Annotated in this window: 23 protein-coding genes and 2 tRNA genes; 14 read left to right on the forward strand and 11 right to left on the reverse strand. The window is 64.1% G+C overall.

The genetic code is table 11. The features are described from left to right. Positions 1-3: 3 nt before the first annotated feature. Complete coding sequence (locus tag H6P80_RS13045; RefSeq protein WP_185801793.1) at positions 4-846, forward strand: arylamine N-acetyltransferase family protein; 843 nt, start codon at positions 4-6, stop codon at positions 844-846. A 901-nt stretch (positions 847-1747) separates the two neighbouring features. Here H6P80_RS13045 and H6P80_RS13050 read toward each other — a convergent pair. The 4 genes from H6P80_RS13050 to H6P80_RS13065 all read right to left on the reverse strand — a co-directional run bounded on the left by H6P80_RS13050 (position 1748) and on the right by H6P80_RS13065 (position 4676). Next, positions 1748-3079: a methyltransferase family protein gene (locus H6P80_RS13050; protein WP_185801794.1), complete on the reverse strand. Its 1332-nt coding sequence runs from the start codon at positions 3077-3079 to the stop codon at positions 1748-1750. Between the two features lie 46 nt (positions 3080-3125). After that, positions 3126-3199 (reverse strand) — tRNA-Gly (locus H6P80_RS13055). A gap of 260 nt (positions 3200-3459) precedes the next feature. After that, entirely contained in the window at positions 3460-3807 is a 348-nt protein-coding gene (locus tag H6P80_RS13060) for a hypothetical protein (protein ID WP_185801795.1), read from the reverse strand. Positions 3808-4001: 194 nt separating this feature from the next. Beyond that, on the reverse strand, positions 4002-4676 hold the full coding sequence (locus H6P80_RS13065) for a queuosine precursor transporter (RefSeq protein WP_185801796.1): 675 nt from the start codon (positions 4674-4676) through the stop codon (positions 4002-4004). Positions 4677-4823: 147 nt separating this feature from the next. On the opposite strand from H6P80_RS13065, the gene H6P80_RS13070 reads away from it, so the two are divergent. The 3 genes from H6P80_RS13070 to H6P80_RS13080 are packed head-to-tail and all read left to right on the forward strand — an operon-like array spanning position 4824 to position 7628. Continuing rightward, positions 4824-5393 (forward strand): LOG family protein, encoded by a 570-nt coding sequence (locus tag H6P80_RS13070; protein WP_185801797.1) that lies wholly within the window; start codon positions 4824-4826, stop codon positions 5391-5393. An 18-nt stretch (positions 5394-5411) separates the two neighbouring features. Beyond that, a complete protein-coding gene (locus tag H6P80_RS13075; RefSeq protein ID WP_185801798.1) occupies positions 5412-6656 on the forward strand; it encodes a NupC/NupG family nucleoside CNT transporter in 1245 nt (414 codons plus the stop codon). Between the two features lie 30 nt (positions 6657-6686). Next, positions 6687-7628 (forward strand): isopenicillin N synthase family dioxygenase, encoded by a 942-nt coding sequence (locus H6P80_RS13080; RefSeq protein WP_185801799.1) that lies wholly within the window; start codon positions 6687-6689, stop codon positions 7626-7628. Positions 7629-7634: 6 nt separating this feature from the next. Here the strand turns inward: H6P80_RS13080 and H6P80_RS13085 are convergent, their stop codons facing one another. Together H6P80_RS13085 and H6P80_RS13090 are read right to left on the reverse strand one after the other, a co-directional pair. Next, positions 7635-8078 (reverse strand): cytidine deaminase, encoded by a 444-nt coding sequence (locus H6P80_RS13085; RefSeq protein ID WP_185801800.1) that lies wholly within the window; start codon positions 8076-8078, stop codon positions 7635-7637. Between the two features lie 51 nt (positions 8079-8129). Then, positions 8130-8215, reverse strand: a tRNA-Tyr gene (locus H6P80_RS13090). A 96-nt stretch (positions 8216-8311) separates the two neighbouring features. Between H6P80_RS13090 and H6P80_RS13095 the strand changes: the two genes are divergently transcribed. Continuing rightward, on the forward strand, positions 8312-9064 hold the full coding sequence (locus H6P80_RS13095; RefSeq protein WP_185801801.1) for a TrmH family RNA methyltransferase: 753 nt from the start codon (positions 8312-8314) through the stop codon (positions 9062-9064). 20 nt (positions 9065-9084) lie between these two features. Here the strand turns inward: H6P80_RS13095 and H6P80_RS13100 are convergent, their stop codons facing one another. Then, a complete protein-coding gene (locus H6P80_RS13100) occupies positions 9085-9402 on the reverse strand; it encodes a 2Fe-2S iron-sulfur cluster-binding protein (RefSeq protein ID WP_185801802.1) in 318 nt (105 codons plus the stop codon). A 90-nt stretch (positions 9403-9492) separates the two neighbouring features. Between H6P80_RS13100 and H6P80_RS13105 the strand changes: the two genes are divergently transcribed. Then, the gene (locus tag H6P80_RS13105) at positions 9493-10110 is read left to right on the forward strand and encodes a DNA-3-methyladenine glycosylase family protein (RefSeq protein WP_185802141.1); all 618 of its coding nucleotides are present in this window, start codon (positions 9493-9495) and stop codon (positions 10108-10110) included. A 24-nt stretch (positions 10111-10134) separates the two neighbouring features. Here the strand turns inward: H6P80_RS13105 and H6P80_RS13110 are convergent, their stop codons facing one another. Beyond that, a complete protein-coding gene (locus H6P80_RS13110; RefSeq protein ID WP_185801803.1) occupies positions 10135-10452 on the reverse strand; it encodes a PilZ domain-containing protein in 318 nt (105 codons plus the stop codon). A 240-nt stretch (positions 10453-10692) separates the two neighbouring features. On the opposite strand from H6P80_RS13110, the gene H6P80_RS13115 reads away from it, so the two are divergent. Beyond that, on the forward strand, positions 10693-11601 hold the full coding sequence (locus H6P80_RS13115) for an alpha/beta fold hydrolase (protein WP_185801804.1): 909 nt from the start codon (positions 10693-10695) through the stop codon (positions 11599-11601). A gap of 10 nt (positions 11602-11611) precedes the next feature. On the opposite strand, the gene H6P80_RS13120 is transcribed toward H6P80_RS13115, so the two are convergent. The 3 genes from H6P80_RS13120 to ligK are packed head-to-tail and all read right to left on the reverse strand — an operon-like array spanning position 11612 to position 14209. After that, positions 11612-12490 (reverse strand): amidohydrolase family protein, encoded by an 879-nt coding sequence (locus H6P80_RS13120; RefSeq protein WP_185801805.1) that lies wholly within the window; start codon positions 12488-12490, stop codon positions 11612-11614. Continuing rightward, positions 12487-13542 (reverse strand): 4-oxalomesaconate tautomerase, encoded by a 1056-nt coding sequence (locus tag H6P80_RS13125; protein ID WP_185801806.1) that lies wholly within the window; start codon positions 13540-13542, stop codon positions 12487-12489. The genes H6P80_RS13120 and H6P80_RS13125 overlap by 4 nt, the downstream gene beginning before the upstream one ends. Then, positions 13535-14209, reverse strand: coding sequence for a 4-carboxy-4-hydroxy-2-oxoadipate aldolase/oxaloacetate decarboxylase (gene ligK / locus H6P80_RS13130; RefSeq protein ID WP_185801807.1), 675 nt, complete (start codon positions 14207-14209; stop codon positions 13535-13537). Before ligK ends, H6P80_RS13125 begins: the two co-directional genes overlap by 8 nt. Positions 14210-14286: 77 nt before the next feature. Here ligK and H6P80_RS13135 point away from each other — a divergent pair, with 77 nt between their 5' ends. From H6P80_RS13135 to H6P80_RS13165, 7 genes are all read left to right on the forward strand, one after another. Then, positions 14287-15534 (forward strand): LysR family transcriptional regulator, encoded by a 1248-nt coding sequence (locus H6P80_RS13135; RefSeq protein ID WP_185801808.1) that lies wholly within the window; start codon positions 14287-14289, stop codon positions 15532-15534. Positions 15535-15605: 71 nt separating this feature from the next. Further along, complete coding sequence (locus H6P80_RS13140) at positions 15606-16508, forward strand: NAD(P)-dependent oxidoreductase (protein WP_221893003.1); 903 nt, start codon at positions 15606-15608, stop codon at positions 16506-16508. Next, complete coding sequence (locus tag H6P80_RS13145; protein ID WP_185801809.1) at positions 16505-17530, forward strand: amidohydrolase family protein; 1026 nt, start codon at positions 16505-16507, stop codon at positions 17528-17530. The genes H6P80_RS13140 and H6P80_RS13145 overlap by 4 nt, the downstream gene beginning before the upstream one ends. 29 nt (positions 17531-17559) lie before the next feature. Then, positions 17560-17976 (forward strand): protocatechuate 4,5-dioxygenase subunit alpha, encoded by a 417-nt coding sequence (gene ligA, locus H6P80_RS13150; protein WP_185801810.1) that lies wholly within the window; start codon positions 17560-17562, stop codon positions 17974-17976. A 1-nt stretch (position 17977) separates the two neighbouring features. Beyond that, positions 17978-18835, forward strand: a complete 858-nt coding sequence (locus H6P80_RS13155; protein WP_185801811.1) for a class III extradiol dioxygenase subunit beta — start codon at positions 17978-17980, stop codon at positions 18833-18835. 24 nt (positions 18836-18859) lie between these two features. Next, a complete protein-coding gene (locus tag H6P80_RS13160) occupies positions 18860-19807 on the forward strand; it encodes a Gfo/Idh/MocA family oxidoreductase (RefSeq protein ID WP_185801812.1) in 948 nt (315 codons plus the stop codon). A 3-nt stretch (positions 19808-19810) separates the two neighbouring features. Further along, positions 19811-20818: an aldo/keto reductase gene (locus H6P80_RS13165; RefSeq protein WP_185801813.1), complete on the forward strand. Its 1008-nt coding sequence runs from the start codon at positions 19811-19813 to the stop codon at positions 20816-20818. Positions 20819-20820: the final 2 nt, after the last annotated feature.

The following is a 20820-nucleotide window of genomic DNA, read 5'->3' on the forward strand; positions in this document are numbered from 1 at the left end:
GCGATGGCCGCCGCGCCGCCCAAAAAGCCGCCCAGCGAAACGCAGATCGCCGCCTATCTGGCGCGCATCGGCTTCACCGGCACCCCGCAGGCCGATCTCGAGACACTCACCGCTATCCATCGCGGCCATGTCGAGGCGATCCCCTGGGACAATCTCGACGTCGCGCTGGGCCGTCCCCTCACCCGCGATCCCGCTGCCGCCTTCGACAAGCTGGTGACGCGCCGCCGCGGCGGCTGGTGCTACGAGATGAACGGGCTGCTCGGCTGGATGCTAGAAGGCCTCGGTTTCCGGCTCGCGCATCTGGCGGGCGCGGTCGACCGGGAAATCCGGGGCGATGCGACGATCGGCAATCATCTTCTGCTGCTCGTCGAGCTCGACCGCACCTATATCGCCGATACCGGCTTCGGCACCGGCCTGATCGAGCCCGCGCCGCTGGCCGAAGGCCCGGTCCGCCAGAGCCCGATGGCGTTCCGCCTCGAACGGCTGGGCGACGGCTGGTGGCGCTTTCACAACCATCCGGGCCTGAAACCCGCATCCTTCGATTTCGCGCGGTCGATGACCGACACGGCGCGGCTCGAAGAACACTGCCGCTGGTTCCAGGATTCACCGGACTCGCACTTCAAAGGCCGCGTCGTCGTCAACACCTATCGGGGCGGTCGGCTCGAGATGCTCACCATGACGCAGCTCGAAACGCTCGATGCGCAAGGCAGGCACGAGACGGCGATCAATACGCGCGAGGAATTTTCGCAACGGCTGACCACGCTCTATGGCGCGGAGCTCGCCGAAGCGGGAGCGCTTTGGGAAATCGCAACCGCTATTCGCCCGGAGCCAGATACCGCCGGTTGACACTGGTTGACACACACCCGGCAAATCCCGCGTCCTATTCGCCACACAAGGCGGGGCGAGCGTGTCCAATAGGACGCACGGCCCCATGCTTGGAGAGATCGACAGAATCAAAGAGCCTGTCCCGAGCGTGGCCGAAGGGCCGGCAGCCGGGATACCAGCGTCACGATATCATGCGCGTCGGCCTGTAGGACAGGAAATAGGATTGGCCGGTCGGATCATCCGCGTTTTCCGCTTTTTTTTCCGATGAAATCGCGAGTGTGGCCGACGGACCGCTTTGCGCCCTCAGGCCGGACATTCAGCACTTTGGTCTGATTTCTATTACAGGTGGAAAGCAGGTATTATTCAGGCTGAGCGCTTTGGCTGAGTGTCACGGTGGTTTGTCCACACGAACGTGGCGAGTCTTCTACTAAAGTGCGGACGACAAAACGCTCAATGAAACCTAAGCCGCGAAGTCTGTTTTCTTGTTCTGATCGAGCGAGACAGTCGAGCAAGTGTCCTCCTTCGGCAACCTCACAACGGACCTGTACGATGAAGGGATCAGGAACAAGTCTTTCGATATGACTCGGTATTCGAAGCTCACCTGAGGGCGGCAGATGACGCGGCGTGATTTGTGGGCATTCGTTCCTAGTGTATAGATCCCGGGCGGCGCTGAGTTGCTGCGCGTTCGCAGACACTGAGCATAGTGTCCCCAGTAGAATAGCGAGTTTTCTTATGGCGACTCCCCTATTTGAGCGTACTCGTTTGCTAGCAGCGAGGCCAAATTGGTGGATGAACGATACTGCCTGCCCTGTATGTCCGCAATGGATCGGAGGCTGACGTCCTACTTACGGGGATTAAATCAATGTTCGCTGACCGCACAGAAGCTGTCGCGTTGACGGGCAAGGCGGGCATGCACCGCGCCTTACTCCACCACCGCTGAAACCAACGTTCGGATTCCAACCTTCCGCTTCACCCAAGCAAAGAACCGCGGCACCGGGGCGTTGCGCTCCATCCAGTCCCAATATTCCTGGTAGGCGGGATCGGCCATCAGGTGCTTTTCCTCGGTCTTGGCGCGCCAATAATAGACGCCCGAGACGAGGCCGAGGATCGCGGTGTTGCGGATCATGTCGACAATGCTGCCGCTGGTCGCGATGAACGGCATCGTCGCCAGCCACCAGAAGGCGTTCTTCGCCAGATAGGCCGGATGGCGCGACCAGCTATAGGGGCCATGGGTGATGATCCCGCGATGGGTGAGGTTGGAGAAGCGGATCCCGAAGGCGACCGTCGCCCAGGCATAGATGCCGGTCAGGATCACGAGGACCGCGCCCATCGCGGTGAGCGCGGGCACATTGCCTTCGAGCCACAGCGCCCAGTCGCCGACATTCTGGTGATAGTCGAGCGGCCCGTTCGGGTTCATCAGGATGAAGGGCGGATAGCAGATCAGCGCGGCAACCCAGCCTTGGGTGAAGGGATTGGCGCCGCGGATATGCGCGTCGAGCGGCTTCAGCGTCAGGATATAGCCGACGGTCGCGAAGGCGACGTCGATCAGAAACAGCAGGCCAATGCAGAAGCTCGCCAGCGCCACCGGGCTCGCGACGATATCGGCGTTGCTCCAGCGCAGCACCTCGAACCAGTTGCCCGGTACGATCGAGATCATGAAGGCCGTGAAGAAGCCCTTCACCGCCCAGCTCCTGAAATGTTCGATAAGCTGTTCGCGATCGATCTCGCCGCGATCGCCCATCAGCCAGGCGCCGAACATATAGGTGCCGTCCTTGGGCTCTTTCAGCCGCCGGTCGATCCAGAAGATATAGGGGATGGAGAGCAGGAACAGTATCGGTGCGGCGGTGGCCAGCATCCGCATCGCGAACAGATATTGCCCGTCCCAGTACCAGCGGCCGATGCAGTAGAACGCCGCGATGATCGCCCATGTCGCCCAGAGCCCGGCCAGCTTGGCGATGCTGATTTCGCGGGTTTCGTCGTGCGCGCGCGCCTTGCGGGACCAGTCAAGCCCGGTGCTTTCATTCTTCCATGTCTTGTCGACGAAGATCGTCCAGGCGACCATCGGCAGCGCGCAGGCGACCACCGCGGCCATGCCGGAAAGCGGCCCGTTCGCGCCGAAATAACGCCCGACCGCGATCGCGGCAGCCAGCCCGATCAGGCCGGTCAGTCCGACCGCGCTCGAAACCGCGGATTTCGGCCGTGGATCGTCGGTCGCCGGGCCTTCGGCGCGCTGGATGTCGCGATGCGCGTTCATGCCCGAAAACTTAAGGAAAAATGGTAAGGAAGAGATGAAGAAGGGCTGGAGCGGGTAGCGGGAATCGAACCCGCATCACAAGCTTGGAAGGCTAGTGCTCTACCATTGAGCTATACCCGCATTGCCGGAACTCGGCGCCAAGCCGGGGCGAGGTAGTCGCTTGGCGCGCCGATGGCAATATCCGGCGGGCCATGCGGCTAACGTCACAAACGTCACACAAGGCCTCGCGCACAGGCGTAATTTAATTTCCTGCATGCAGGCTTTGCCGGGACGGGCGAACCCGGGACTCGGCCAGCCAACGGTGTCAGAGCTTTTCCTATTTTAGAAGGGAAAATTGCGGCGGGGGATCGGGAGATTTGGCAAACGCCCCGCCCCGCCCCTCAATCGCCCAGCAGCGGCTCTACGCTTTCGATGAGATAGTCATCCGCCCGATCGCCCACGCGGCAGGTGATGGCCTCGCCCGCCGTAAGTTTCGCCTTGCGCACTTCCAGCCTATCCTGCCGCTGGTCGTCCTGGGCATGGGCGCCATAATCCATCCGGCCATCCCCCATCAGCGTGAAGGGATAGAGAGTTTCGGCCTTGCGGAAATGCCCGACCCGGCCAAAGGCGGGGAAAGGCCCGGCGCTGATCCCCGTCTCGCTATCGCGGTTGAGGTCGATCACGATCTGCCGATCGTCGCCATCCGCGCCCGCCGATTTGAGCACCAGCCTCACTGCCTGCAACGCCATCGCCCATCCATCCCCTTGTCGCCGCCCGACCGACCCGGCGAGCTATCAGCCTGACGAATACCGCTACCTATGAAACATTGCGATGGCCGAACAAGCTGGCATGTGGAGAGAATGGAGCGTTGGTCGGGCAATCGCGACGCCAACAATCCCAAGCTGCCCGGGCTTTGCAGGCGGGCAAAGATGGCCCCCGTTTCCTAAACCCCATCCAGCTTCCGCCCCAGCTTCACGAACGCAACGATCAGCGGCGGCACCAGCACGATCGACAGCACCACCTTCGCCAGCACCTGGCCGGCGAGCAGCGAGCCGATCGGAAATTCGCCGTAGAAGGCGAGCGTAATGAAGATCACGGAATCGATCGCCTGGCTGATCGCCGAGGCGATTGCGCCGCGGGCCATCATCCAGACGCTGCCGCCCCGTCCTTCGGCATGCTTCCCGGCCCCGCGCAGCCGTTCGAAGATATAGACGTTGAGGAGCAGCGACACGCCATAGGCCACCGGCCCGGCTGCCATGATCCGCGGCGTCTGGCCGAGCACGCGCTCGAACGCGGCGAGGTTCTCCGCCGGCATGGCGGCGGACGGCGGCAGGCTCAGCACCAGCCAGATCAGGCCGATCGACAGGGCGAGCGGGAAGAAGCCCAAGAGCACGATGCGATTGGCCTGGGCCGGGCCGAACGATTGGGCGATGCTGCTGGAGAGGATGACGAGCATCAGAAAGGCGAAGATCCCCGCCTCCACCGCGAGCGGCCCCAGCGCGACCTGCTTGAACCCGAGGACGCCGGCCAGCACCGTCATCCCGCCATAAAGCGTCGCGAAGAAGAAGAGCGAGCGCGGAATCGGCTGCGGCGCGCGCGGCGTTTCTGTGCTGCTCATGCTTTCCCCTGATCGCTCGACTCCGAAGGCGATTGATAACGCCGGATCGCCATCCGGCAACCGCGGATTGGCGGTTTACAATCCCGGCGGCGATGCGCATTCAAGGGCGTCCCGCCGAACACCGGCCAGCCCAGGGGAAAGACGCGCATGCAGCGACTGGCGGTCTATTGCGGTTCCAACCATGGTGCCGATCCCGCCTATCTCGATGCTGCCCGCGCGCTGGGCCGGGAGATGGCGGCGCGCGATATCGGCCTTGTCTATGGCGGCGGCAGGCTCGGCCTGATGGGCGCGATTGCAGACGAAATCCTGGCCGCCGGCGGCGAAGCGCATGGCGTGATCCCCGAAGCGCTGATCAACCTGGAACTCGCGCATAGCGGGCTGACCGAGCTTCACGTCGTCGCCACCATGCACGAACGCAAGGCGAAGATGACCGAGCTGTGCGACGCCTTTGCCTGCCTGCCCGGCGGCATCGGCACGCTCGACGAGCTGTTCGAGGCCTGGTCGTGGAACGCGCTCGGCTATCATTCCAAGCCGCTCGCCCTGATCAACGTCCGCGGCTATTGGGACGCGCTCGTCACGCTGATGGATCATATCACGGCGCAGGGCTTCGTCTCCCCTGCCCGGCGCGCGCAGCTGATCGTCGCGGAGAGTGCGGGCGACACGATCGACGGGCTCGACCGGGCCATCGACGCGGCAGAGGACGGCATGGTCTGGTGACATCGGGGGAACGCGAACATGGCTAGCCCCTGGGGCGGGATCGCCGGCATTATCGTGCTTTTGGCCATCGCCTTCCTGCTCTCGTCGAACCGCCGCGCGATCCGCCTGCGCGTCGTCGGCGCGGCCTTCGCCCTGCAGGCGGGTATCGCGATGCTCGTGCTCTATACGCCCTGGGGCCGCGCGGGAATCGCCGGGATGGCGGGCGGCGTCGCCAACCTGCTCGGCTATGCGCGCGAAGGCACGGCGTTCATCTTCGGCCCGCTCGCCGCGCCGGAGCTCGGCGGCAACAGCTTCGCGCTCGCCGCGCTCACCGTCATCATCTTCTTCGCCTCGCTCGTCTCGATCCTCTACCATCTGCGCATCATGCAGTTCGTGATCAAATGGGTCGGCGGGGCGATCCGGCTGGTCACCGGCATCACCAAGGTCGAATCGCTCGGCGCGGCGGCCAATATCTTCGTCGGGCAGAGCGAAAGCCCGCTCGTCATCCGTCCCTATCTCGCCGCGCTGAAGCCGCCGCAGCTCTTCGCAATGATGACGGTCGGCATGGCCGGCGTCGCGGGCACCATCCTTGCCGCCTATGCGGCCCTGCTCGGCAATGCGGCGCTGCCCTATCTGCTGGCCGCCGCCTTCATGTCCGCGCCGGGCGGCATATTGATGGCCAAGATCATGATGCCTGACGAACCGGGCGGCGATACCGAGCCCGACGCCCGGCCCGTGGAATCGCAGGAAGAGCCGCCGCCCGCCAACGTCATCATGGCCGCATCGCAGGGCGCGCAGACCGGCGTGAAGCTTGCCGTGGCGGTCGGCGCGATGGTGCTGGCGTTCGTGGCGCTGGTCGCGCTTGCCAACGGCCTGCTCGCCGGGATCGGCGGCTGGTTCGGAATCGAGGCGCTCACCTTCCAGCAACTGCTCGGCTATGTCTTCTCCCCGATCATGTATCTGATCGGCGTGCCCTGGGAGGAAGCGGGAACCGCCGGCGGCCTGTTCGGCGAGAAGATCGTGCTCAACGAGTTCGTCGCCTTTATCAGCCTGGGCGGGATGGAAGGCGTGCTGAGCCCCCGGACCTATGCGATCGTCACCTTTGCCTTGTGCGGCTTTGCCAATTTCAGCTCGATCGCGATCCAGATGGCGGTGACCGGGGGCCTCGCGCCCAACCAGCGGCCGATGATCGCCAGGCTCGGCATCAAGGCGATGGTCGCGGGCGCGCTCGCCAATCTGATGAGCGCGGCGCTGGCGGGGATCATGGTCGGCAATGCCATCTAACTGTCTTGCTTTGCTGTTATGCGGGTGCCGATGACCGACACCGCCCAAACCATCGCCTCCCTTTCCATGGCCGAGCTGAGCGAGGACGCCGAAGCCTTTTCCGCCCGGCTCGGCGGCGCCTTCGAAACCCATGGCTTCGCGATCGTCTCCGATCACGGCATCCCGGGCGGGCTGATCGCCGAGGCCGAGGCGCGGATGCGCGATCTCTTCGCGCTGCCCGAAGAGGCGAAGCGTAAATATTTCATCGAAGGCGGCGGCGGTGCGCGCGGCTATACGCCGTTCGGGATCGAAACCGCCAAGGGCGCGAGCGACCATGACCTCAAGGAATTCTGGCATATCGGCCGCGAACTAGCGCCCGGACATCGGTTCGCGGACGTGATGCAGGCCAATATCTGGCCCGAAGAGGTGAAGGGCTTTCGCGAAACCTTCACCGCGCTCTTTTCCGCCTTCGAGATGACGGGGCTGCGGATTCTCGGTGCGATCGCGCGGCATCTGGGCCTGCCGACCGAATTTTTCGACGATACGGTCGAGGACGGCAATTCGGTGCTCCGCCTGCTCCACTATCCGCCGGTCTCCGCCGATGCGCCGGGCGTACGCGCGGCGGCGCATGAGGATATCAACACGATCACCTTGCTGCTGGGCGCCGAAGAGGCCGGGCTGGAACTGTTGGGGCGCAACGGCGAGTGGCTGCCGGTGACGCCGGGCGAGGATGAGCTGGTCGTCAATATCGGCGACATGCTGCAGCGGCTGACCAACGGAGTGCTGCCCTCGACCAGCCACCGCGTCGTCAATCCGCCGCCCGATCGCCGCGGTGAATCCCGCTATTCGATGCCCTTCTTCCTGCACTTCCGGCCCGACTACAGAATCGAGACCTTGCCGGGCTGTGTGTCGGAGGATCGTCCGGCCCAGTACGAACCGATCACCGCGCATGAGTATCTGATGGAGCGGCTGCGCGAGATCAAACTCGCCTGAACCCGCTCAGCGTTCGAGCATCTCGGGGCCGAAACTCTCCGGCAGCAGCACCGAAATCGCCGTTTCCGACACTGTCTGCCCGTCGCCCGATGCGGCGAGGATCGCGATGTCATGCCCCGACAGCTGTCGCGCCTCGTCGATCGCCTGGCGGCACCCGCCACAGGGCGTTACCACCGCAGAGCCCACAAGCGCCCCGCCCTCGCCGACATGGCCGCCCGCCACCGCGATCCGCCGTATCTTCGCCAGCCCGAAGCTTTGCTGCGCGGCGGCGAGCGCGGAAATCTCCGCGCAGGTGCCGAGCCGGTAACAGGCATTTTCCATATTGCTGCCGATGGCGACCGTCCCGTCCTCCGCTTCCACGGCACAGCCGACCTTGAACCCCGAATAGGGCGCATGCGCCTTCAGCGCGGCTTCGCGCGCAAGAGAAACGAGATCGACGGGGCCTGCCATGCCCAGCGGCATAGCGCCGAACAATGGTATCAGGAAGACGGCGCAGGAAAGTGGTGGACGGGGCTGGATTCGAACCAGCGTACGCTAATGCGGGCAGATTTACAGTCTGCTGCCTTTAACCACTCGGCCACCCGTCCACGAAGTCGCCGGTCATGCGATGACCGCGCCGAAGGGCGGCTCAATGGCGAAACGCCGCTTGCCTGTCAACGCCATCTCGTAGAAAGCTCGGGCCCATGGCAAAACGGCGCAAGGCAAAGCAGCGCGACGCGCGCGCACCCCGCTTCTGGGGGCGGCACGCCGTGCTCGCGGCGATCGACAATCCGGCGCGCACGATCCGCAAGATCTGGGCGACGCAGGAGGCGCTAGCCGACGCGGATATCCCGGACGGCATATCGGTAGAGGTGGCGGGCGTTGCCGATCTAGGGCGCCTGGTGCCGCACGATGCGCCGCATCAGGGGCTGGTCGCCGATGTCGAGCCGCTGGAGGATATCGCGATCGAGGACCTGCTGGCCGGCGCCGAGGACGGGCGGCCGCTCATCGTCCTCGACCAGGTGACGGACCCGCATAATGTCGGCGCGATTATGCGGTCGGCGCTGGCCTTCGGGGCAATCGGTCTCGTCACCCAGGACCGCCACGCGCCGCCGGAATCCGGCGCGCTCGCCAAGGCGGCATCGGGCGCGCTCGAAACCCTGCCCTGGTGCCGGGTGGTGAACCTCGCCCGCGCGCTCGATCAGATCGCCGAAGCGGGCTTCTGGCGGATCGGCCTGGCCGGCGACGGCGACCTGACCTTGGCCGAAGCGCTCGGCAGCCGGCGCATCGCGATCATTCTTGGGGCCGAAGGCGCCGGGATGCGCCACAATACCGGGCAGCATTGCGATGCCCGTGCCCGCCTGCCGATCAGCGAGGCGATCGAGAGCCTCAACGTATCCAACGCCGCGGCGATCGCGCTTTACGCGGCGACGGCCGAACCGCAGGCCGGGTTCTAGCGTCTCGTCTGAGTTAACGCCTAGTCTTCCTGGGCGATGGTGACCTTGAGCCCGTCGAGATCATCCTCGAAGGGTATCTGGCAGGACAGGCGCGAATTTTCGTCGCGGTGATCGGAGCTGTCGAGCAGGTCGTTCTCGTCCTCGTCCATCTCGGGCAAGCTGCCCGCAAAATCCGGATCGACATGGACGTGGCAGGTCGCGCAGGAGCAGCAGCCGCCGCACAGCGCCAACAGTTCGTCAAACCCGTTGTCGCGGATGATTTCCATCACGGTCAGGCCGCTATCCGCCTCGACGGTGGTTTCCTCGCCGGAACGATTCACGACAATCAGCTTGGGCATGTACGGCATCCTTTGCGGGTTCGATTATTGGCTGCGGCGGCGCTATGAGATGCCGGGCAAACGAAATCAAGGGTGATTGGGGACGAAGAGATGGGCATCAGCGCGCGGCGCCTGCGCACTTCGCTGGACAGGCTGGCCGGTATCGAACCCGCCTTTGGCCATCATCTGGAACGCGTCGGCTATCCCCCGCCGCGCATTCGCGATCGCGGCTACACCACCTTGCTGCGCACCATCGTCGGCCAGCAGGTCAGCGTGAAGGCCGCGGAATCGATCTGGAACAAGGTCGCCGATACGCTGGGCGAGATCGGGGATCCGGCGGTGATGATCGCAACCAGCGAGGAAACCTTGCGCGGTGCCGGGCTGAGCCGCCAGAAGGCCACCTATGCCCGCAGCCTGGCCGAGCTGACCGTGTCGGGCGCGCTCGATTTCGAAACGCTGCCCAAGGACGACGAGGAGGCGATCGCGCTGCTGACGGCCGTGAAGGGCATCGGCCGCTGGTCGGCGGAAATCTACCTGCTGTTCGCCGAAGGGCGCGGCGATATCTGGCCGGCGGGCGATCTCGCGATCCAGATCGCGATCGGCGAGATGCTGGGCTGGCCCGAACGGCCCAGCGAAAAGCAGATCCGGGAAGCGGCAGAAAAATGGCGGCCGCACCGGGGTGCCGCCGCCATTTTCGCCTGGCATGTCTACAATACCAAGGTGATCTGACCGCGCCGAGCGCAGCCGATCCGGTTACGCCGCCTCGGCGTGACTCAGGAAGTTGTCGAACACCGCGTCGTAAAAGGGCGTCATGAATTCGCAGCCCGCCTGGAAGCCGTTTACCCAGACGACCTTGGCGTGCTTGGGTTCGACGCCCGGCAGCTTCAGCCAGACTTCGGTGCCCTCGCCCACGATCATCGCGGTATCGATCTTGAAGCCCCTGGACGAGATATCGCGGACATCGGCCTTGGCCGCGTCATAGCCGGCCTTGCGGAAGCCGACGCGCAGATCGACATCCTTGCGGCCCGCCGCGCGCTTGTCTTCCTCGGTCCATTTTTTCCTGGTCAGCACTTGTGCCTCTATTCGCATGGGGACCCTTCCAATATTCTGTTCTGGTTTCGAAATTTTGTACCGAAAGGATTAAGAAAGTTTTGAAGGATATGGTGAACAAAGGGAAAAAACCGGCCTCAAGACCGCAAGATACTGCGCTTGCTTGCAAATCCGGGATTCCTCCGGTCCGTAAAAAGAGTGTTAACGCGGCGATATTTTCCAGCAGTTGACGTAAGCGTAAAGTCATGCTCGATTGGCGGCATGACCGCCGAGACAGCCCCGCTTCATATTCTCGCCCGCTATGCCGGCAGGAAGCCCGCCGCCCCGAAATGGTTCGAGGAGGCGCTGGCGCTCATGCCGGATCGGCACCGGGTTGCCAGCGAAGGGGCGGAGATCGAATATTTTACCTGGGGCGAAGCGGGCCAACCCGGCCTGCTGTTCCTTCATGGCGGCGGCGCGCACGCGCTGTGGTGGGCGCATATCGCTCCCTTCTTCGCCAAGGGCTATCGCGTGGCCGCGATGTCGATGTCCGGGATGGGCGGATCGGACTGGCGCGACCGCTATTCGATCGCCCAGCACGCGAGAGACATGCGCGCGGTCGCCAAGGCTGCCGGATTGCTGGATGCGGGCAAGGCCGTGATCGTCGGCCATAGTTTCGGGGGCGCCCCCACCGCCACCGCGGCCGCCGATCCGGACCAATGGGTCGAGCGCGCCTTCATCATCGATTCCTCGCTCGACATGCGCCACTCGCCCGCCAACGGGCAGCCCGAGCCGCGCGCGCGGCGCCATTTCGAAAGTTTCGAGCAGGGCCTCGCGCGCTTTCGCTTCCTGCCGCCGCAGGAATGCGAGAACGACTATATCGCCGATATGATCGCGCGCGATTCGCTCGTCGAGATCGAAGGCAAGGGCTGGAGCTGGAAGGCCGATCCCAACAGCTTCCTCAACACGGACCGGCTCGACAGTCGAAAGCAGGCCAAGAATGCGCGCTGCCCGCTGGCGATCATCTATGGCGACCGTTCCTGGATCATGGACGAGGAAGCGCTTGCCAAGCTGCGCCGCGACCTGCCGGATACGACGCCCTTTATCGCCATTCCCGATTGCGCCCATCATGTGATGGTCGACCAGCCGCTCGCGCTGGTCGCGACGATGCGGACGCTACTCGAAAGCTAGGGCTCGAAAGCTAAGCCGCTTCCTCGGGCCAGTAGAGCCGCATCGGATTGTCGACGAGCAATTTGCGCTGCAGCTCTTCGATCGGCGCGATCTGGGGGATGACGTCCACCAGCTTGCCGTCGTCGGGCAGGATATCCTGCTGGTTGGGATGCGGCCAATCGGTGCCCCAGAGCACCCGGTCCGCATAATCGGCGACGAGCGGCGCGACCGAGCGGACGAAATCGGCATAGGGCGGCCCGGCAGCGTCGAGCCGGTCCGGGCAGGTCACCTTGGTCCAGATATCGTCGCGGCTGTCGAGCAGCGAGCGAAAGGCCCGCATATCGGGCCCGTCCGGCCCTTGGGAAACATCGGGCCGGCCCATATGATCGATGACGACGGGTACGGGAATCGCCGCGACGAAATCGCGCATTTCTTCCAGGATATCCGCCTCGAAATAGATGACGACATGCCAGCCTTCGGGCAGCCGCCCGGCGACGTCGAGAAACTTGTCCTTGGGCGCATCGTCGACAAGGCGTTTGAGGAAATTGAAGCGCACCCCGCGCATGCCGCCCGCATCCAGCGCGGCAAGCTCCTCTGCCGAAATCGCGGGATCGACGACCGCGACGCCCCGCGCCTTGCCGTTCGATTTGGCGATGCCATTGAGCGTCGCGGCATTGTCGGTGCCATGGCAGCTCGCCTGCACGATCACGTTGCGCGCAAAGCCCAGCCTGTCGCGCAGCGCGAACAGCATGTCGGGGCCCGCATCCTCGGGCAGATATTTCGATTTGGCGCTGAACGGAAATTCCGCCATCGGCCCGAAGATATGGCAATGGGCATCGACCGCGCCGGGCGGCGGGGTGAAAGCCGGCACGGACGGGTTGGAATGCCAGCTCGTAATCCGTTCACTCATGTAAAAACCTCTCCGTCCATCAATTTGCGGGCGGTACGCAACAGGCCCGCGCCTACAACCTCGCCCTTGGCGTTCCGTTCCATCACGCAGCTGGTTTCGCCGGTCGGATGTTCGACCGACATGGTGAAGCGATCGCCTTCGGGCACCTCTGCCATTTCGGCGGCCGGCGTCCCTTCGATCAGGCAGGCCGTCGCCGCCGTCACCGCGGCCAGCACGCCGATCGAGGCATGGGCGCGGTGCGGGATGAAGCTGCGCACCGTCACCGCCCCGCCCTCGCGCGGCGGCGCGACAAGGATATGCTTGGGCACCGATTTTTCGGTCACGTCGCCGAGATTCATCATCGGCCCGGCGGCAAGGCGGATTGCTTCGATCCGCGCCTTGAGTTCCTCGTTCGCGTCGAGCTCGTCGCGCGTTTCATAGCCCGTCAGCCCGACATCTTCCGCCTTGTAGACGATGCAGGGCATGCCATTATCGATCAGCGTGCAGCGCACCCCCTCGATCTCGTCCACCTCGTGGCCGGTCGGCAGCAGCGACCCGCACATCGAGCCGGCGGTGTCCTTGAATTCAAGCGGGATCGGCGCGTGGGTGCCCGGCACGCCGTCGATCCGCGCATCGCCCGCATAAGTGACGGCGCCGCCTGGCGTGCGGATCGTCGCGACCGCCGACTGGCCGGTATTTTCCATGAAGATCGCGACCCGGGTTTCACCCTCGGATGCGTCCACCAAGCCGCGTTCGATCGCGAAGGGCCCGACGCCCGCGAGCATATTGCCGCAATTCTGCTGGTCCGACACCAAAGCCTGATCGACGAAGACCTGCAGGAACAGATAATCGACATCCATGCCTTCGCGGGCGGATTTCGAAACGACCGCCACCTTGCTCGTCAGCGGGTCGGCGCCGCCCATGCCGTCGATCTGGCGCGGATCGGGAGATCCCATCACCCTGAGGAGCAGCGCATCGCGCTCGGCCGCGTCCGACGGCAGGTCGTCCTTCAGGAAAAAGCCGCCCTTCGACGTCCCGCCCCGCATCCACATGACGCGGGTGGGATCAGACATATTTCAGGCCTTCTTTTTCCAGCCGCTCGCGCATCCCGTACATATCGAGGCCGAGAATGCCGTCGGCGAGCTTCTGGCGCTTCTCTTCCTCGTTCGCTTCGCGCGCCTGCGCTTTTTCCAGAACCTCGGCAGCGTTCGCGCGCGGCACGATGCAGACGCCGTCGTCATCCGCGACGACGATATCGCCGGGATCGACTGCGGCGCCGGCGCAGACGACCGGCACGTTCACCGATCCGAGCGTGTTCTTCACCGTCCCCTGCGCGAACACCGCTTTCGACCAGACCGGGAAGTTCATCTCGGTCAGGTCGCGAACGTCGCGCACGCCGGCGTCGATGATCAGGCCGCGGCAACCGCGCGCCTGCGCCGATGTCGCCAGGAGATCGCCGAAATAGCCGTCCTCGCACGGGCTGGTCGGCGCCAGCAGCAGCACGTCTCCCGCCTGCAATTGCTCGATCGCGACATGGACCATCCAGTTGTCGCCGGGCGGCGAGGAAATGGTGACCGCCGAGCCCGCGATCCGCGCGCCGGGATAGATGGGCCGCATATGGGACGCGAGCAGCCCGGTGCGCCCCTGCGCCTCGTGCACCGTCGCCACGCCGCACGCGCCGAGCGCGTCGACCACGGCCGGATCGGCACGCTCGATATTCTGAACAACGACGTTCGCCATAAACCAGCTCTCCCGTATTTCGGTCCGAAACTTCTCGTATCTTCTGAAACAGCGCGGTTTTGCGGGCAATATCGAAGATGGCGGCGCTCATAAGTTTTCGCTATCTTTGGCGGATGTCGATCTACGATCTCAACCTCCGCCATTTGCGCGCCGCGGTCGCCGTCGCCGATGAGGGAACGCTGAGCGGCGCCGCGCGGCGGATCAATATCTCGCAGCCGGCAATCTCCCAAAGCCTGGCCCGGCTGGAGGAGCAACTGGGCGAAACGCTCTTCCTGCGCGACAGCGGCGGCGCGACGCCGACCGAAGCCGGCGCCCTGCTCGTCGCGCGCTCGCGGGCGGCCTTCGACCATCTGAAACAGGGCTTCGCCCGCGTCCGCTCGCCCCAGGCGTCGGACGGGTTCAGCCGCGCCGACCGGATGGTGACGATGCCGCAGATCCGCGCGCTCGTCTCGCTCGCCGATCATGGCAGCTATGCGAGCGCCAGCGAGGCGACCGGCCTTGCCCAGCCGAGCCTCCACCGCGCGATCCGCGAGCTCGAAACGATCACCGGGCGGACGATGACCGAGCGGCGCGGCCGCGGCGTCGCGATCACCGATGCCGGGCCGGCGCTGGTCCGCGCCTTCCGCCTCGCCCGGACCGAACTCGAAACCGGGCTGGACGAGCTGGCGAGCTTCGCCGGGCAGCAGGTCGGGCGGATATCGGTGGGCGCGATGCCGCTCTCCCGCGCCAGCATCGTGCCCAAGGCCTTCGCCGCGATCCACAAGCGCCATCCCGGCCTTGCCCTCGATATCGTAGAGGGGCCCTATGCCGAGCTGATCGAGAAGCTGCGCGACGGCGATGTCGATTTCCTGATCGGCGCGCAGCGTACGCCGGCGCCGGGCCCGGATGTCGAGCAGCTCCCGCTGTTCGACGATCGCGTCGCGATCATCGGCGCAAGCGACCATCCGCTGGCGCGCGACTATAAGGATCGCTTCATTCCGCTCGCCGAACTGGTCCGCTATCCCTGGATCGTCGCCCGCCATGGCGCGCCGCTGCGCGAACTCTGGCAGCAATTGCTCGGCAAAGCGGTCAAGGACCTGCCCGCAAGGCCGATCACGTGCGGATCGACCATGGCAACGCGCGCATTGCTGATGGAGGGCCCCTATCTCACCCTGCTCAGCAAGGATCAGCTGGCGCTGGAACTCGAAAGCGAAACGCTGGTAGCGATCGGCCGGGACGTAAAGGAAGGCCAGCGCACGATCGTCCTCACCCAGCGTACGGACTGGCGACGGCGCCCGATTCACGAGGAGCTGATCGCCGAGATCGAAAAAGCCGTAAAACCATAGTTCCGGCGAACTTATGAGCGGCGACGGGTTCAAATTGGCGATTCCGCACCCGAATCGCTAGCTCCTCGCCCATGAATGCAGACCTTTCCCGCATGGCCTTTCTGGGCTTTGGCGAAGCCGCGATGGCTTTCGCCCCCGCCTGCCATGCGCGCATGAACGGTGCGCTCCGTGCCTTCGACATCAAGACCGAAGCTCCGGAAACCGAACAGGCCAAACACGCCGACTACGAACGGTTCAACATCGCGGGCGCGGCAAGCTGCGCCGCTGCGATGGACGCCGCCGAGCTGATCCTTTCGCTGGTGACCGCCGACCAGGCGCTGAGCGCCGCCACCGAAGCGGCCAGGACCCTGCCCGAGGGCGCGCTCTATTGCGACATGAACAGCGTCTCGCCCGATACCAAGCGCGAAGCCGCCGATATTATCGAGGCTGCCGGCGGCCGCTATGTCGATGTTGCGGTTATGGCGCCGGTCCATCCCAAGCGCGAAAACGTGCCGCTGCTCGTTTCCGGGCCGCACGCCGAAGCGGCGCTGGCCGCGCTGAAGGCGGCGGGTTTCGCCGATGTCGGAATCGCCGGCGGCGAGGTCGGCCGCGCCTCGGCGATCAAGATGATCCGCTCGATCATGGTCAAGGGGATGGAAGCGCTGTCGGCGGAATGCCTGATTGCCGCCAGCCGCGCCGATGTCCGCGAGGAAGTGATAAATTCGCTGACGGAAAGCATGCCCTCCTACGATTGGAGCGGCCGCGGCGATTATGCGCTGAACCGGATGATGATCCACGGCAAGCGCCGCGCCGCGGAAATGGAAGAAGTGGTGAAGACGCTGAAAGGCCTCGGCCTGGACGGCGCCTGCTCCCAGGCGACGGTCGACTGGCAGGGCGCGGTCGGCGCGCTCGGCCTCGACCCCGCCGACGGGCTCGCAGCGAAAATCGCCCAGATCGAAGCGGAACGCCAAGCAAGGGGAGCCCGGCTCGCATGACGTTGATTATCGATTGCCACGGCCATTATACGACGGCGCCCGAGCCGCATAACGAATGGCGCGAGGCCCAGAAAAAGGCGTTCGAGGATGGCGTGCCGCCGCCCGCCTATCCGGACATTCCCGACGACATGATCCGCGAAACGATCGAGGCGAACCAGCTCAAGCTCCTCAAGGAGCGCGGCGCGGACATGACGATCTTTTCGCCCCGCGCCTCAGCGATGGCGCCGCATGTCGGCGACGAAAGCGTCGCGCGGCTCTGGGCCGAGAAGTGCAACAACCTCATCAAGCGGGTGATCGATCTCTATCCCGAGACCTTCATCGGCGTCTGCATGCTGCCGCAATCGCCCAAGGCCGATATGACGGGCTCGATCGCGGAGCTCGAACGCTGCGTCAACGAACTCGGCTTCGTCGGCTGCAACCTCAATCCCGATCCCGGCGGCGGTCGCTTCGAGCATCCCCCGCTCACCGACCGCTTCTGGTATCCCTTTTACGAGAAGATGTGCGAGCTGGACGTTCCGGCGATGATCCATGTCTCCGGCAGCTGCAATCCCGGCCTGCACGCGACCGGCGCCTATTACATCGCCGCGGACACCATCGCCTTCATGCAGTTCATCCAAGGCGATCTGTTCAAGGATTTCCCGGAATTGCGCTTCATCATCCCCCATGGCGGCGGCGCGGTACCCTATCATTGGGGACGGTATCGCGGCCTTGCCGACATGCTGAAGCAACCAGAACTCTCCGGACACGTTATGAATAACGTGTATTTCGATACCTGCGTCTATCACCAGCCGGGCGTGAACCTGCTCGCCGAGGTGATCGACACGAAGAATATATTGTTCGGATCGGAAATGGTCGGCGCCGTGCGCGGCATCGATCCCGAAACCGGCCAATATTTCGACGACACGAAACGCTATGTCGATGCGCTCGACCTGACGGACGAGCAGCGGCACGCGATCTACGAGGGCAATGTGCGCCGGGTCTATCCCCGGCTCGATGCCCAATTGAAGGAGCGAGGCCTGTAGTCACGGCCTTGCACAGACAGGAACCCATCATGACCCAGACCATGCCCCGCGACGTGCATGAATATCTCGCCACCTTCGACGATATTCCCGGCACTCGCGTGTTCACCGCCAAGCGGGCGCGCAAGGGCTATCATCTCAACCAGTTTGCGATGAGCCTGATGAAGCAGGAAAATCGCGAGCGCTTCCGCTCCGACGAACGCGCCTATCTCGACGAATGGCCGATGAGCGACGAGGCCAAAAAGGCCGTTCTGGCGCGCGATTACAACGCGATGATCGACGAGGGCGGCAATATCTATTTTCTCGCCAAGCTGTTTTCGACCGATCGCCAGAGCTTCCAGCAGGCCGCCGGCTCGATGACTGGAATGACCGAGCAGGAATATGCCGAGATGATGATCAAGGGCGGCCGTTCGCCCGACGGCGTCCGCTCGATCAAGGAGGGGAACTGACATGGCCCGCATTACCCACGGCCTCACCACCAGCCACGTCCCCGCCATCGGCGCGATGATCGACCAGGGCCGGACCACCGAGGATTACTGGAAGCCGATTTTCGCCGGTTACGACTGGACCAAGGACTATATGGCCGAGCATATGCCGGACGTCGTGATCCTGGTGTATAACGACCATGCCTCGGCCTTCGACATGAAGATCATCCCGACCTTCGCGATCGGCTGCGCGGAAGAATTCCAGCCCGCAGACGAAGGCTGGGGGCCGCGCGCCGTGCCGACCGTGGAAGGCCATCCGGACCTTGCCTGGCATATCGCCCAGAGCTGCATCCTCGACGAATTCGACATGACGATCATCAACGAGATGGACGTCGATCACGGCCTCACCGTGCCGCTCGATGTGGTGTTCGACAACAAGGACAACACGCCGCCCGCGAAATGGCCGACCAAGGTGATCCCGATCGCCGTCAATGTCGTCACTTATCCGCCGCCCTCCGGCAATCGCTGCTGGCTGCTCGGCGAGGCGATCGCCCGCGCGGTGGAAAGCTATCCCGAAGATCTCGATGTGCACATCTGGGGCACGGGCGGCATGAGCCACCAGCTTCAGGGGCCGCGCGCCGGGCTCATCAACAAGGAATGGGACAAGCGGTTCCTCGACGACCTGACGGCCGATCCGCAACGTTTGCGCCATATCGAGCATATCGAATATCTGCGCGAGACCGGCTCGGAAGGCATCGAAATGGTGATGTGGCTGATCATGCGCGGCGCGCTTGGCGAAAGCGTCAAGGAACTGCACCGCCATTATCACGTCCCCTGCTCGAACACCGCGCTGGGGCATATGGTTCTTGAAAAGACGGGCTGAGCGAAAGCCCAAAAGGAGTTTAGCATGAAGATCGCACTCGCCGGTGGCGGCGCATTCGGAGAAAAGCATCTCGACGGCCTCGCAAAAATCGAAGGCGTCGAGGTCGTATCGCTGGTCGGACGGCGTATCGAGCCGACCCAGGAAATGGCCGACAAATATGGTGTCGGCCATGCGACGACCGATTTCGACGAGATGCTGGCGATGGACGAGGTCGACGCCGTCATCCTGTGCACGCCGACCCAGATGCACGCGGAGCAGGCGATCGCCTGCATGGACGCGGGCAAGCATGTCGAGGTGGAAATCCCGCTCGCCGACAGTCTGGCCGATTCCGAAGCCGTGCTCGCGAAGCAGCAGGAGACCGGCCTTGTCTGCATGGTCGGCCATACGCGGCGCTTCAATCCGTCCCACCAATGGGTGAAGAACAAGATCGACGCCGGCGAGCTGACGATCCAGTCGATGGACGTCGAGACATTCTTCTTCCGCCGCCAGAATATGAACGCCAAGGGCGAACCGCGCAGCTGGACCGATCACCTGCTCTGGCATCATGCTGCGCACACGGTCGATATCTTCCAATATATGACCGGCGAGCCGGTCTCCGAGATGAACATCCTGCAGGGCCCGCTCCACGCCGAGCTCGGCATCGCGATGGACATGTCGATCCAGATGAAGAGCGCCAAGGGCCAGATCCTGACGCTGGCCCTGTCGTTCAATAATGACGGACCGCTCGGCACCTTCTTCCGCTATATCTGCGACAACGGCACCTATCTGGCGCGCTATGACGACCTGTTCACCGGCAAGGAGGAGCAGATCGACGTCTCCGACGTCGATGTTTCGATGAACGGCATCGAACTGCAGGACCGCGAATTCATTTCCGCGATCCGCGAAGGCCGTGAACCCAATTCCAGTGTCGCCCAGGTGCTTCCCTGCTACCGCGCGCTCGGCGAGCTTGCCAGCCGGGTGGAGGGCGCGTAAGCCATGGCCCTGCCGCAACGCCAGCTCGGATCGCTCACTGTTTCGGCCTTCGGCTATGGCTGTATGGGGCTGAGCCACGCCTATGACACGGCGCCCGAGATCGAACATTCCACAAAGGTGCTGAACAAGGCGCTCGATCTCGGCGTCACCATGCTCGACACCGCAGCGCTTTACGGCTTCGGCAAGAATGAGGAACTGCTCGGCAACGCGGTCATGCACCGCCGGGACGAGTTCACCCTCGCCAGCAAATGCGTGCTCGACGTGATCGACGGCAAGCGCGGGCTGGACGCCTCTCCCAAGGCCATCGCCAATACGCTGGATGCGGCGCTGAAACGGCTCAAGACCGATTTCATCGATCTCTATTATCTCCACCGGTTCGACAAGAATGTGCCGATCGAGGAATCGATGGGCGCGCTCGTCCGCGCCAAGGAAGACGGCAAGATCGGCGCCATCGGCGTTTCCGAAATGTCGGCGGAAACCATTCGCCGCGCCCATGCCGTTCATCCGCTCGCCGCCGTGCAGAGCGAATATTCGCCGGTCGTTCGCAATCCGGAAATCGCCGTGCTCGACGCCTGCGAGGAACTCGGCATCGGTTTCGTCGCCTTTTCGCCGACGGCGCGCGGGCTGCTCGCCGATTCCATCCATGACGACAATTATGCCGAAGGCGATCTACGCGCTGCGATGCCGCGCTTCACCGAGCCGCTGCTGAGCCACAATCTGAAGGCGGTGGCGAAGTTCAACGCGCTCGCCGCAGAACTTGGCCATACCCCCGCGCAGCTTTCGCTTGCCTGGGTATCGGCTCGCCGCCCCTTCATCGTGCCGATCGCCGGTACGCGCAGTTTCGAGCATCTTGAGGAGAATATTGCCGCTACGGAAATAAGGCTTTCCGAGGAGTCGATCTTGGAGATCGAAAAGATTTTTTCCGGCGACGCGATCAGGGGTCCGCGTTATGCGGCTGTTCCGCAGTCGCAAATCGACACCGAAACCTTCGCCGATGAGGAGCTTGCCTAGGC

It is taken from the genome of Parasphingopyxis marina, from assembly GCF_014237875.1.
Lineage (GTDB): Bacteria > Pseudomonadota > Alphaproteobacteria > Sphingomonadales > Sphingomonadaceae > Parasphingopyxis > Parasphingopyxis marina.